Source organism: Pseudomonas sp. PS1(2021) (assembly GCF_020405165.1).
GTDB classification, from domain to species: domain Bacteria; phylum Pseudomonadota; class Gammaproteobacteria; order Pseudomonadales; family Pseudomonadaceae; genus Pseudomonas; species Pseudomonas aeruginosa.
Genome location: NZ_CP084484.1, coordinates 4,836,998 through 4,849,867, shown reverse-complemented (window position 1 = coordinate 4,849,867; position 12,870 = coordinate 4,836,998). Strand labels below are relative to the sequence as shown.

The window sequence follows — 12,870 nt, the reverse complement described above, 5'->3', positions numbered from 1 at the left end:
AAATGACAGACAACTTATCTCTATTGTCACGCAAAGATCTCATAGAGAAACTAGCCGCTATTGAACATGAACGCTGGGCTCATTGGCAAAGCTATCTGCATGAGCAATGTGTGCGTCAAGAAGATGGCTCGCTTATAATTCCCGCCAAGCTTGCAGAGCGTTGGGAAAAGCAAATAGCCACCCCATATACAAGCCTAAGCGATGAAGAGAAAAATAGTGATCGAGAGCAAGTTTATAGGTACTTGCCAGTTATAGAGTCAGAGCTAAGCTCGGATTGGAGATGAGTTCCGAGTCCTCTTAAGATGCTAAATTTATATATCTATTTTCGGATTTTCCTGAATCCCCGATCCCCCGCCATGAAGGCTTCCAGCATGTGCGGGATCAGCGTCGCTGCATCGACAGATTCGCCATAGGTTTGCGCATGGAGCTGCGCATAGCGGTCGAGTTCGTCTTTCAGACTGGCCGGGCATGTAAAAGTCAGCTTGACGCTGCTGCTGGACGGCAGCGGCCCCAGCCGCAATTTCTTGGTTGGCGTGCTCATCGTGATGTTCCTCGATTGAACATGAGCGGCTGGTAGGGGCGAAGCGTCAAATCGCGCGCAACGATGATCCGCACCGGCAGGCCCGGCCGCTCGGTCAAGGTGGGCTGGATGTTGAGGTTGCGCCGGGTCATCTCCTGCCCGACCTGATTGATGCTGTCCTGCGCGCTGTCGCGCCCGGCGATGATGATGCGGTCGCCGTCCTGGCGGTTCTCCGGCGCGGCCAGCTCGGCGCCAACGCCCAGCAGCGTGGTTAGCACCGCACCGGCGAAGATGCGATCCCAATGCCAATCAACGCCATCCTCCAGGCCGGCATAGCCGGCCGGGTCAGTGCCGGCCAGGTTGTCGAGCGTGAGCGAAGACGTGTCGGGCAGAATGATCCTGTTCCAGACGACTTGAACGCGGCTCTGCCCGTAACTGACCTGGCTGTTGTAGCGGCCCAGGATGCGCGAACCCTGCGGGATCAGCAGGAAGCGCCCGGTGGCCGTGTCATAGACCGGCTCCGTCACCGTGGCGATCACGTCGCCCGGCAAGTCCGACTTGATGCCCGTCACCAGCGCCCCGGCGACCACCGTTCCGGCCATGACCTGATACGGCGAGGCAGGCAGGGTCAGATTGCCGGAATTACGGGTTTCCGTGGTTCCGGCTTGCTGGAACGCCTCCTTCTGGTCTTGCCGGTTCTGTATGGCCGTCGGGTCGGCGGGCTGGGCCACCGTCGAGGCCGGCCCGGCCGCCATCGGGTCGAATGCCGCATTGGCGGCGAAGCCCGGCGCGGCGGCGACCTGCGACTGCGCCACCGGCGCGGCGTCCTGCGCACCCGAACGGAAGAACACCGGCGAGGCTGCGGCTGACTCGGCCTCCTTGCGCAGCGCGTCGTTGGGGTCGTGGCCGGGGGCCGCGTAGGCGGCCGTCACCGGCTGCTGCGAGTTCACGATGGCCGGGCCAAGATCGCCGGGCAACGGCGGCCCCAGCTCCGGCACCGTGGGCGGCAAGGCCGGCGGCAGCTTGGAGTAGTCCGTCGGCAGCGCATCCAGCCCTTCCGACTTCGAGACGCGATCGACGTTGTAAAGCTCGGTCTGCTCGCCCGCACCGCGCCGCTGCGGTTGCAGCGACCACATCAGCGCGCCGAGCACGGCGACCGACAGGACGCCGGCGAGGATGGCCAGCGTGCGCCGGTTCAGGCGCGTGACCGGGCGCGGCTGGGCGCGCAGCGCCACCGCCTCGGGCGCGATCTTCCCCGCCTGCGGCGTGGCGAGGTCGGGAGTGTCGTCCTGGGTCATGGTCAGTTCCTCCGTGCCACGCCATCCGTGCGCTCGATCCGCACCACGTCGCCTTTGTCTCCACCCAGGCGCAGTTCGGCGGCGCCGAACAGCCGATCCACGATGTAGTACGGCGAGCGGAAACGGTAGTTCACCAGTTGCCCGTCGCCCTGCGCGCCGATCACGAACAGCGGCGGCAGCTCGCCCTGGGCGATGCCCGCCGGGAACTGGATATAGACCTTCTCGCCGTCATCGAAGGCGCGTAGCGGCTTCCACGGCGGATTGCTGCCACTGATCGCGTAGCGGAAGCGGATCTTCTCCAGCGACAGGCCGGTATCCACCGGCGCGGTCGCCTGTGCGGCCTGCGACTGGCGCTGCAAGGCCAGCATCCGGTCTTTCGGGTAGTCCCAGGACACCGACGCCATCCACGCCCTTTCCGTCGAAGTCAGTTCCAGCAGGTACGTCCGGCGGCTGGTGGTGATGACCAGGTTCGTCTTCAACCCGGAACGGATCGGCTTGACCAGCACATTGACGCGCAACTCGTCGCCGCTGCCGCTGGACGTGTCGCCCACGATCCAGCGCACGGTATCGCCGGCCGCGACCGTCACCAGTTCCTCGCCGGGCTGGAGCGAAACCACGGTCACACGCCCCGGCGCGGCATAGACCTGATAGAGCGCGCCATCGGTGAAGGGCCAGACTTGAATCGCATTGACGTAGCCTTCGCGTGTGGGCGCGATGCGCGCCTCTGCATTGGCCTTCGACACGCGCACGGTCTCGTCGGCCGGTTCCGGCGCGGGCTTGGCCTCGTCCACCTCCGGCAGCGGCTTTAGCTGCGCCGGCAGCGCCAGCGGCTCGGGAATGGCAACAACCTCCACCGGCTGGGGCGGTTCGGGCAGCGGCTGGGCCTGCACCGGCTCATCGAGCGAGATGGTTGGCGGCGGCTTGCCCTGAGTGGCGCAGCCCGAGAACAGGACAGTCGAGGCCAGCAGGATCAACGGCAAAGCGTAAAAGCGGAAAGGCAGGTTCATGGCTTGGCTCCTTCGGAAGAATCCAGTTCGCGGCTCCACGACAGGCCGTTGACGTAGATACCCAGCGGGTTCTTGCGCAGGCGCTGCTCGGTGCGCGGGGTTTGCAGGACGGTGGAAAGCACGGCGTTCCAGCGTTCGGTGCCGGCGGGTGCGCCATTGACGTACCGCTGTTCCGTCCAGCGCACGTTGAAAGATGTGTCGCTGGCGCGAACCACGCTGGTGATCTGCACCGTCACCGATTCGCGGCCGACGCGGGCGAACGGATCGTTCTTGCTGGCGTAATCGTTGAGCACGGCCGCGCCGCGGTCGGTGGTGTAGTCGTAGGCATCGAGCCAGTTCTGCCGCACGACGATGGGGTCGATGGACAGCGAGCGCACCAGACTGACGAAGTGCGCCAAGTGGTAGGCGATCTGCGCATCAGCCGGCTTGTATGGCGTGGCGGCCTCGCCGACCGCACGCACTTGTCCGGCCTGATCGACCTCGATGACGTAGGGCGTCACGATGGACTGCGCCGAGCGCCAGACCAGGCCGCCGGCCATCAGCAGCGCCAGCACCAGGCAACCGAAGGCCATCAAACGCCAGTTCTTCGCCTGCACGCGGGCCGAGCCGATGCGCTCGTCCCACACCTGGGCGGCGGCTTGATACGGGGTGGCAGGCTGCGGCGTATCGGCATAGCGCACCTGCGGTCGCTTGAATCGCATAAGGGTTCTCCTTGGTGGTCAGGTATCGGAATCGCGCAGGCTCGGGCCTTGCCCCGAGCCGCCGCCGTCGCCACCGCGAAGCGTGTGGGCGGCGGTGGTCGCGGCATGGGTGATCTGCTGGCGGCGGTGCATCCGCTTGGCCCAGGCGGGCTGCTCTTGCTTCTGCGAGCCGGCGGCGCCGTCCGCGCCGTCGCCTGCGGCGGATTGGCCGGACGCGGCCCCTGCGCCGTCATCGCCCGAAGATCCGTTCCAGCCGGAACGGAAGGAACTGGTCATCTTCTGCCCGGCGGCGGACGCGCCCGACGCGGCACGGCGGCCAGCGGCCTGTGCGCCGGTCTTGGCGATGTTGCCAAGACCAGCCGCCGCGCCTTTGGCCCCGCCGCCCGCAGCGGCGGAGCCGGCCTGGAACGCCGACCGGGCGCTGCCTGCCGCCGACGTGGCGGCACGCGCCCCAGCGCCGGCCAACTTGGCGGCGGCTGGCGCCATGCGCGCCCCGGCTGCTACGGCACCACCTACGCCGGTCGCGGCGGCACCGATGGCAACGCCCGTGCCGACAGCGCCGACAGCGGCACCGGCCATCGCGCCCGCGCCAAGCTGCGGCGCCCCGGACACCAGGCCGGTGGCGATGCCGGGGCCGAAGATGCCCAGTGCCAGCAGAGCGAGCGAGGCCAGCATCACCACCAGGGCATGGTCGATGGAAGGCTCATCCGGCACGGTCTGGAATTCGGCGAACAGCCCCGAGCCGATGCCGACGATCACGGCCAGCACCAGCACCTTGATACCGGCCGATACCACGTTGCCCAGCACCTTCTCGGCCAGGAAGCTGGTCTTGTTCCACAAGGCGAACGGCACCAGCACGAAGCCGGCGAGCGTGGTCAGCTTGAACTCGATCAGCGTGATGAAAAGCTGCACGGCCAGCACGAAGAAGCAGAGGATCACCACTAGCCACGCGAGGAACATCACCACGATCGGGTCGATGTTCGTGAACACTTCGGGGAAGCCAGCCATGTCGCCGATCTGTTCCAGAATCGGCGCCCCCGCGTCGATGCCGGTCTTCGCCAGCCGCCCCGGTTGCAGGAAGTTCTCCATCGTGATGGCCGAGCCGGTGGCCGTCAGGCCCAGGCCGGCGAACGAGCGGAACACGATGCCGGCCAGCCAGTTGAAGTTGCCGATGATGTAGGCGAACGCACCGACGTAGAGCACCTTGCGAAGCAGCTTGGCGATCACGTCCTCGCCCTGGCCGGTGGCGTGGCTCATGGCCCAATACAGGCCGGCGATGGTCATGTCGATGACGATGAGCGTGGCGGTGAGAAACGCCACTTCGCCTTGCAGCAGGCCGAAACCCGAGTCGATGTAGCGCGAGAAGGTATCGAGGAAGCGGTCGATGATGGTCACGTCGTTCATGGCGTGTCCTCCGGTGGGGCGAGCGGCGTGTCGCCTTCTTGCATGTCGTCGGCGGGTGTATCGAAGCTCGGCGGGATTGGCGGCAGTTCGGCCAGCGAGTCGTACTCGTCCGGCCCGGTATGGCCGGCGAAGAAGCGCTGCCGGAAGGCTTCGGCGGCGGCGCGGCAGGCGTCCTCGCCCACGGCCTGCCGGTCAGCCGCGCATTGCCCGCGCAGCGCCTTGAGCCGCACGGGATCGGCGGCCAAGGCGTCGGCCAGGTTCTCGGCCGGCTGCTGGCCGCAAGCGGTCAGCAGCACGGTCAGCAGGACGGAAGCGCATCGCATGACCGTCTCCCGTCAATTGCCATAGAAGTCCACGCGCTGCGGCGTGTACGGCGTGCCGGTGCCGAGGAAGCGCCGTCGTACTTCGCGGGCGCGCTCGGTGGCCGCCGCCTGCCGCGCCAGTTCGAGCGAGGTCGCGCGGTCCTGGGTGATCTGGAGCTGCTGCGCCTGGATCGACTGCTTGGCCTGCAAGGCCAAGAGCTGGTTGGTCGCCTGCGCGGCCTGCAAGGCGCCGGTGGCGGACTGGCTCTGGCTCACGAGGTCGGCCAGCGCGGTTTCGTCCTCGCGCAGGTTCTGCGATACCTGCGCCTGCATGCGCATCGCGGTATGCAGACCGTCGAGCGTGTGCTGCCAACGCTCCTGCGCATCCCGGTACATCTGATCGCCGCTGACGGTCGCGGCGTACTGCTCGGGGTACAGCCGCGCGAAATCGCGGTCGAGGTTCTGCACGTCGTAAGCCAGCCCCTGCGCCTCGGCGATCAGGCGTTCAGTGGTGGCGAGCGTCGAACGCAGGCGGTTGACGATGTTGAAGTCCAGGCTCGCCAGATTGCGAGCCTGGTTCATCAGCATCTGTGCTTCGTTCTGGAGTTGCTGAATCTGGTTGTTGATCTGCTCCAGCGTGCGGATGGCCGTCAGCGTGTTCTGGACGAGGTTGGTGGGATCGACCACGACCCATTGCGCCTGGACGGTAGAGACGGTGCAGAGCATGGCCGCGACAGTGGCGGCGAGAAGACGCTTTTTCATGGCTGGTTCTCCGATAGTTGGGACAAGAAGGAAACAGCCGCCGGTGCGGACGGCAGCAGGTCGGCGGCCCAGTCGAGGCCGCTATGGCGCAGCCAGCCGCCGGCAAAGCCCGGCGCGCCGACCTGCGCAAGAACGCGGTCGATGTCGCATTGATCCTGCGGAGTCGAAGCGCCCGCGAACGCGAGCGCGGCCGGCCCCAGGTCGAGGTCGAACAGGCGGTTGCCGAGGCGGGATTGGTAGTAGTAGTCGCGCTTGGGTTGCGCGGTGGCGACAATCTCGATTTGTCGGCTGCTGAGACCGAAACCGTCATAGATCGGGCGAATCTGCGGTTCCGTCGCCTGCGGGTTGGGCAAGAAAATGCGGACGGCGCAGCTTTCGATGACGGCCGGCGCGATAGACGATTCTTTGATGTCAGCCAGCGATTGCGTATCGAAAACGACGGAGACCTGTTTTTTCCGCAAGGTCTTCAGCCACTGCCGAAGCCGTGCCGAGAACACCGGGTCATCCAGAAACATCCATGCCTCACTGAGGAAAAGCATGGTTGGGGAGCCATCGAATCGTTCTTCCAGGCGCGCGAACAAGTAGCTCAGCACGGCCAGAACGGCGGCCTTGCTGTGCATCAGCTCTTCCATCTCGAAGCACTGCACGTCGGCCATTCCGAGCCGGTCGTGATCGGCGTCGAGCAACTTGCCGTGTGCGCCGCCGAGCACATAGGGCGACAGGGCCTGGCGCAGCGCGTTGGATTGCAGCAGCACGGAGAACCCGGTCAGCGTCCGTTGCTCCACCGGCGCCCCGGCGAGGCTCCCAAGCGCCGACCAGATCGCCGCCTTCTCGTCGGGGCCGACGATCACGCCTTCATGCAGCAGCCGGCCTTCCATCCATTCGGCCGCCCAAGTGCGGTAGCTTTCTTGGTCGATGCGCGCGAGCGGCTGGAATGCGATGCCGCCATCGGCCCCGAGGTCATAGTGCTCACCGCCCAGGCCCAGGATGGCGGCGCGCAAAGAGCGGCCTATATCGAAAGCGAAGATGCGCGATCCCGGGTAGCGACGGAACTGCATCGCCAAGGTCGCCACCAGCACCGACTTTCCCATACCGGTTGGGCCGACAATCATCGTGTGCCCTACATCGCCAATGTGCGTCACCAGCCGGAACGGCGTCGAACCATCCGTGCGGGTGACGATCAGCGGCGGGCCGTTGAGATGGTCGTTCCTCTCCGGCCCGGCCCACACCGCGGACAGCGGCATCATGTGCGCCAGGTTCAACGTGGAAACGATGGGCTGGCGCACGTTCGCATAGGCGTTGCCGGGGATGGACGACAGCCAAGCATCGACCGCGTTGAGCGTTTCGGGGATAGTGACGAACCCGCGTCCTTGGATGACGCGCTCCACCATGCGCAGCTTTTCGTCCGCCACGCCGGCATCCGTGTCCATCACGGTGACGGTGGCCGTCAGGTAGCCGAAGGCGACTTGATCGCTGCCCAGCTCCTGCAAGGCGGCATCAGCGTCGGTCGCCTTGTTGCTGGCGTCGGTATCAACCAGCGGCGACTCTTGCTGGAAGATGGTTTCTCTCAAGAGCGCGACCACGTTCTTGCGCTTGGCAAACCACTGGCGGCGCAGGCGGCCGAGTTCCTTTTCTGCTTCGGCTTTGTCCATGCAGACAAAGCGCGTACTCCAGCGGTAGCCGAAGCCCAGGCGGTTGAGGTCGTCCAGAATCCCCGGCCAGGTCGAAGTCGGGAAACCTCGCACCGACACCACGCGCAGGTGCTGGTCGCCCAGCGTGGGCGCCAGGCCGCCGACCAGTGCGCAGTCAGCCAGCAGCGCGTCGATGTGGAACGGCACTTCGGGCACGCCCACGCGGTAGCGTCGTGTCGAGACGGTCGCGTGCAGATAGGTCAGCGTTTCAGCGTCATCGAGCCAGGCGATTTCCGGCATCACGCCATCGAGCAGGTCGAAGACGCGATCGGTTTCCGCGACGAAGGTATCGAGCCGGCCACGCCAGTCCACGCCATCGCCGGGCGCGTTCTCGTAGAGCATCTTCGCGGCGCGAGCACGGGATTCTTCCGGTGGCAGATAGGCCAACGTCAGGTGATAGCCGCTCTCGAAGTGGTGACCCGATTCCTCGAAGGCGGCGCGGCGTTCCTCGTCCACGAGCCAGGACAGCGGTTCGGGAAAGTCGGAATGCGGATAGTCCGCCGCCGGCCGGCGTTCGGCCTCGATGAACAGCGCCCAGCCCGACCCCAGCCGGCGCAGCGCGTTGTTGAGCCGTGCCGACGTGGCGATCAACTCGCCTTGCGTAGCGCTGTCCAAGTCCGGCCCGCGAAAGCGCGCCGTGCGCTGGAAACTGCCGTCCTTGTTCAGCACCACGCCCGGCGCGATCAGCCCGGCCCAGGGCAGCCAGTCGGCGAGTAACGCCGGACGCTGGCGGTATTCGGCAAGGTTCAGCATGGCATCCCCCTCACACGTCCAGCAGCGGCTTGTGCTTGATGTGCCGCGCGAAGACCTGCATGAACTGCGGATCGACGCGCGCGCCCCAGACCGCCAGCGAGTGGCCGACGATCCAGAGCACCACGCCGGGAATCCACAGTTGCAGGCCCAGCCCGACGGCGGCGGCCAGCGTGCCGTTGGCGATCGCCACGGTGCGCGGCGCGCCGCCCAGCAGGATCGGCTCGGTCAACGAGCGATGCAGCGGCACTTCAAAGCCCGGAAGATCGGTCGCCGTACTCATACGACCGCCCCACCGGAGAAGCTGAAGAACGACAGGAAGAACGAGGACGCGGCAAAGGCGATGGACAGACCGAAGACGATCTGGATCAGCTTGCGGAAGCCCCCCGACGTGTCGCCAAAGGCCAGCGCCAGGCCGGTGGCAATGATGATGATGACGGCAACGATGCGTGCGACCGGCCCCTGGATCGACTCCAGGATGGATTGCAGCGGCCCTTCCCAGGGCATCGAAGAACCGGCGGCCTGCGCCGTGCCGGCCGTCATCAGCATGATGGCGGCCAGCATCAGGCCCCGATGGGCAGGCCGGGCCAGGCGCCGCAGGCGTGCAAGGATGGGCACCGGATTTACGGAAGTACGGAAAGCATGGCTAGGCGTCATGGCAGTTCTCCAGAGGGGTCGGGGGACGGGAAAGGCGCAGCGGCAGCGGCTGCGAGGGAAACCGGCGGCAGCTCGGGAAGCGGCGCTTCCAGCGCGTCCGCCAGTTGGTAGCCAGCGGCGTCGAAGCCGACGACGCGGGCGATGCTTTCGACGCGGCGCTTACGGCCACGTCCGGCGATGTGGATGACGACGTTGACCGCCTCGGCGATCAACGCACGCGGCGGGTTCACCGCGACTTCGAGAATCAGTTGCTCCAGCCGCAGTAGCGCGCCCAGCGCGGAGCCGGCGTGGATGGTGGCGATTCCGCCTGGATGGCCGGTGCCCCACACCTTGATGAGATCCAGCGCTTCGCCGCCGCGCACTTCGCCGACGATCACCCGGTCTGGGCGCAGGCGCATCGTGGCGCGCACCAGCTCCTGCATCGACACCACGCCCGCACGGGTGCGCAGCGGTACATGGTCACGGGCCGCGCATTGCAGTTCGATGGTGTCTTCGAGTACCAGTACGCGATCGCCCGTGGCAGCGATCTCGGCCAGCAGCGCGTTCGCCAGCGTGGTCTTGCCGGTGCTGGTGCCGCCGGCGATCAGGATGTTCTGCCGCTCGCGCACGGCGCGGCGCAGGAAGTCCGCCTGCCCGGCGGTCAGGATGCCGTCGGCCACGTAGCGATCCAGGCCGATGATGTTCACGGCACGCTTGCGCAGAGCGAAGGCCGGCCCCGGTGCGGCCGGCGGCAAGATGCCCTCGAAACGCTCGCCGGTTTCGGGCAGCTCGGCGGTCAAGAGCGGTTGGCCGCGATGCACTTCCGCGCCGACATGCGCTGCGACCAGACGAATGATGCGTTCGCCATCGGCTTCGGGAAGTTCGACGCCCAGCGGCGTGCGACCCGACGACAGGCGATCGACCCACAGGGTACGGTCGGGATTGAGCATGATTTCCACCACGTCCGGGTCTTCGAGCGCGGTGGCGATCAGCGGCCCCATTGCCGTGCGCAACATCTGGATGCGGCGATCCAGCGAAGTCGCGGCCGACGAACGTGGCTCGGGCGGGAACTGCGGAACGGCGCTCATGAGGCACGCTCCGCAGCACGTTCATGGGCTTCGGCCAATGCCGCCGCGTCATCCATGCGTGCGGTGTCCGGGTGCAGTTCTTCCACCACGTCGCGCACGAGGCTGCGGCCGCGCAGCAGGTGGCGGCCAAGCTGTTCGACGAACTGCTCGAAGCGCGCCTTGCCCTGGGCGCGGGCCGCTTCCTGATGCGCTTCGGGAACCGGCGTGCTGACGGTCAGGAAGTAGCGGACGAACAGCGCCAGCGTTTCGATCTGGATGTTCTGGTCACGCTCCAGGCGTTCGGTCTGCCGCGACAGGCGATCCAGCCGCTTGGCAATGGCGGCCTCGCGCTGATCGCCCGCGTCGGGAGACAGCCAGGACGCCAAGGCAGCGGCAACGATGCTGGACTTCGACACGCCTTTCTTGGCGGCCAGTTCGTCCAGGCGCTTGGCGTGCTCGTGCTGGATGAACAGGTTGAGGCGGTATTGGCTCATAAGTCGATTCCGTCGTTGGGGTCGAGGGAAGCCAGCCGGGCCGTGCGCTGCATGGCCGGATCGAGCTGGCCGGGAAGCGCGGCAAAGGCAGGCAGCGGCAAGTCGTCGTCATCGAGCAGCGCCAGGTCGTTGGCGGCTGGCGCTTGTTCAGGGTGGTACTCGGCAACCTCGGATAGCTCCGGCTGCCGGCGCGGGCCACCGTCGTCGGTGCCGCCCAGGCCATCGGCGGGTGCCACGGCCGGCGCGGCAGGCACGGCCGGAATCGCCAGGCCGCTCCAGTCGTCGGGGCGCGATGGCGGCGCGTCGGCGTACTGCCCGTCCGCCAGCGGGGGCGGCGGCAGCACGCGGCGCTTGAAATTGGCGTCGGCGTAGTAGCGCAGTTTCTTCGCCCGAATAGGCGCGACGCTGGACACCATCACCACGGCGTCATCTGGCGGAAGCTGCATCACTTCGCCTGGGGTGAGCAGCGGACGTGCGGTTTCCTGCCGGGACACCATCAGATGCCCGAGCCACGGCGCGAGCCGGTGGCCGGCGTAGTTGCGCTGCGCGCGCAGCTCGGTGGCCGTTCCCAGCGTTTCGGAAATGCGCTTGGCCGTGCGTTCGTCGTTGGTGGCGAAGGTCACACGCACATGGCAGTTGTCCAGAATCGAATGGTTCTGGCCGTAGGCTTTGTCGATCTGGTTGAGCGACTGCGCGATAAGGAAGCTGCGGATGCCGTAGCCGGCCATGAAGGCCAACGCCGTCTCGAAGAAGTCCAGACGGCCCAGCGCCGGAAACTCGTCCAGCATCAGCAGCAGCTTGTGGCGGCGGTCGATGCCGTCGCTGCCATCGAGCGATTCGGTGAGGCGCCGGCCGATCTGGTTGAGGATCAGCCGGATCAGCGGCTTGGTGCGGCTGATGTCCGAAGGCGGCACCACCAGATACAGCGACACCGGATGCTCGGAAGCAATCAGATCGGCGATACGCCAGTCGCAGCGCGAGGTGACTTCGGCCACCGTGGGATCGCGGTACAGACCCAGGAACGACATGGCGGTGCTCAGGACGCCGGAGCGTTCGTTGTCCGACTTGTTGAGCACTTCGCGCGCAGCGGAGGCCACCACCGGATGCGGGCCATCGCCGAGGTGGGGCGTGGTCATCATCCGGTGCAAGGTCAGCTCGAAGGGGCTGGCCGGGTCGGACAGGAAGTTGGCGACGCCGCGCAGCGTCTTGTCCTTGCCCGCATAGAGCACGTGCAGGATGGCGCCCACCAGCAGCGCATGCGAGGTTTTCTCCCAGTGGTTGCGCTTCTCCAGCGCCCCTTCGGGATCGACCAGGATGTCGGCGATGTTCTGCACGTCGCGCACTTCATGCGCACCGCGCCGCACTTCCAGCAGCGGGTTGTAGGCCGCCGACTTGGCATCGGTGGGGTTGAACAGCAGGCAATGCGAGAAGCGCGAACGCCAGCCAGCCGTAATCTGCCAGTTCTCGCCCTTGATGTCGTGGATGACGGCCGAGGCAGGCCACGACAGCAGCGTCGGCACCACCAGGCCCACGCCTTTGCCCGAGCGCGTGGGTGCGAAGGACAGGACGTGTTCCGGGCCTTCATGCCGCAGGTACTGGCGATCATGCTGGCCGAGGAACACACCGGCCGGCTGCGTCAGGCCCGCCTTGCGGATGTCGGCGGCATCGGCCCAACGCGCCGAACCGTAGGTCGTGACCAGCTTGGCCTGCCGTGAGCGCCACACCGACATGGCGATGGCGACCAGCACGGCCAGTAGGCCGCTACCGCCGGCAATCGCACCGCCTACGTCGAAAATGTGCGGCGCATAGGCATCGAAGAAGAACCACCACTCGAACAGTCGCCAAGGGTGATAGACCGGCGTGCCAAAGAAGTCGAACCAGGGCGAGCCAAGACGTACTTGATGTCCGAGAGCGGCCGCTGTCCATTGCGTTGCACTCCATACGCCGGCGATCACGATGCTGAAAACAGCGGCGATCTGCCCGAACAGCACGCCCTGACCTTGCATGACTGGCCTCCGATTTCTCCTGCGCTGATTCCTCGCTCACACGCGGCACAAGGACGTGCCGCATGGCGTGAGGATCGGTGCCGGGTCGGTGCCGGTCAAAGACCGTTATCGGAAGAAAGGTCGAGTAATTGGAAAGAATTAGGGCCGCATCGGGCCAAGGAAAAACGCCGCAAGCGAAGGCGCATTGCGGCGTGTCGGGCAGAAAATGAAAAGTTCGTGGCGAATCGCCAGC

General features: G+C 66.3%; 14 protein-coding genes. 1 reads left to right on the top strand and 13 read right to left on the bottom strand.

What is annotated here, in order from left to right:
* The first annotated feature begins 2 nt into the window (after positions 1-2).
* Positions 3-284, top strand: a complete 282-nt coding sequence (locus LE197_RS23305) for a hypothetical protein (protein ID WP_071540639.1) — start codon at positions 3-5, stop codon at positions 282-284.
* 35 nt (positions 285-319) lie between these two features.
* Here LE197_RS23305 and LE197_RS23300 read toward each other — a convergent pair whose 3' ends face one another.
* Genes LE197_RS23300 through LE197_RS23240 form a run of 13 tightly spaced genes read right to left on the bottom strand, consistent with a single transcriptional unit; the run spans position 320 to position 12,638 of the window.
* Entirely contained in the window at positions 320-541 is a 222-nt protein-coding gene (locus LE197_RS23300) for a DUF2274 domain-containing protein (RefSeq protein WP_033938303.1), read from the bottom strand.
* Positions 538-1,818: a TrbI/VirB10 family protein gene (locus LE197_RS23295; protein ID WP_058158353.1), complete on the bottom strand. Its 1,281-nt coding sequence runs from the start codon at positions 1,816-1,818 to the stop codon at positions 538-540. The genes LE197_RS23300 and LE197_RS23295 overlap by 4 nt, the downstream gene beginning before the upstream one ends.
* Positions 1,819-1,820: 2 nt before the next feature.
* Positions 1,821-2,825: a P-type conjugative transfer protein TrbG gene (gene trbG / locus LE197_RS23290; RefSeq protein ID WP_058158354.1), complete on the bottom strand. Its 1,005-nt coding sequence runs from the start codon at positions 2,823-2,825 to the stop codon at positions 1,821-1,823.
* Positions 2,822-3,526 (bottom strand): conjugal transfer protein TrbF, encoded by a 705-nt coding sequence (gene trbF / locus LE197_RS23285; RefSeq protein ID WP_044316453.1) that lies wholly within the window; start codon positions 3,524-3,526, stop codon positions 2,822-2,824. The genes trbG and trbF overlap by 4 nt, the downstream gene beginning before the upstream one ends.
* A gap of 18 nt (positions 3,527-3,544) precedes the next feature.
* Positions 3,545-4,930, bottom strand: a complete 1,386-nt coding sequence (gene trbL, locus LE197_RS23280; protein ID WP_058158355.1) for a P-type conjugative transfer protein TrbL — start codon at positions 4,928-4,930, stop codon at positions 3,545-3,547.
* Positions 4,927-5,253: a hypothetical protein gene (locus tag LE197_RS23275; protein WP_058158356.1), complete on the bottom strand. Its 327-nt coding sequence runs from the start codon at positions 5,251-5,253 to the stop codon at positions 4,927-4,929. The genes trbL and LE197_RS23275 overlap by 4 nt, the downstream gene beginning before the upstream one ends.
* Before the next feature lie 12 nt (positions 5,254-5,265).
* Positions 5,266-5,994: a P-type conjugative transfer protein TrbJ gene (gene trbJ, locus LE197_RS23270; RefSeq protein ID WP_058158357.1), complete on the bottom strand. Its 729-nt coding sequence runs from the start codon at positions 5,992-5,994 to the stop codon at positions 5,266-5,268.
* Positions 5,991-8,438: a conjugal transfer protein TrbE gene (gene trbE, locus LE197_RS23265; RefSeq protein WP_058158358.1), complete on the bottom strand. Its 2,448-nt coding sequence runs from the start codon at positions 8,436-8,438 to the stop codon at positions 5,991-5,993. The genes trbJ and trbE overlap by 4 nt, the downstream gene beginning before the upstream one ends.
* 10 nt (positions 8,439-8,448) lie before the next feature.
* Entirely contained in the window at positions 8,449-8,718 is a 270-nt protein-coding gene (locus LE197_RS23260) for a VirB3 family type IV secretion system protein (RefSeq protein ID WP_023081460.1), read from the bottom strand.
* The gene (locus LE197_RS23255) at positions 8,715-9,092 is read right to left on the bottom strand and encodes a TrbC/VirB2 family protein (RefSeq protein ID WP_058158359.1); all 378 of its coding nucleotides are present in this window, start codon (positions 9,090-9,092) and stop codon (positions 8,715-8,717) included. Before LE197_RS23255 ends, LE197_RS23260 begins: the two co-directional genes overlap by 4 nt.
* Positions 9,089-10,159 carry a P-type conjugative transfer ATPase TrbB gene (gene trbB, locus LE197_RS23250; protein ID WP_058158360.1) on the bottom strand — a complete coding sequence of 357 codons (1,071 nt, stop codon included), beginning with the start codon at positions 10,157-10,159 and terminating at the stop codon, positions 9,089-9,091. Before trbB ends, LE197_RS23255 begins: the two co-directional genes overlap by 4 nt.
* Positions 10,156-10,632, bottom strand: a complete 477-nt coding sequence (locus tag LE197_RS23245) for a ribbon-helix-helix protein, CopG family (RefSeq protein ID WP_033938318.1) — start codon at positions 10,630-10,632, stop codon at positions 10,156-10,158. Before LE197_RS23245 ends, trbB begins: the two co-directional genes overlap by 4 nt.
* Positions 10,629-12,638 (bottom strand): conjugal transfer protein TraG, encoded by a 2,010-nt coding sequence (locus LE197_RS23240; protein ID WP_058158361.1) that lies wholly within the window; start codon positions 12,636-12,638, stop codon positions 10,629-10,631. The genes LE197_RS23245 and LE197_RS23240 overlap by 4 nt, the downstream gene beginning before the upstream one ends.
* Between the last annotated feature and the right edge of the window lie 232 nt (positions 12,639-12,870).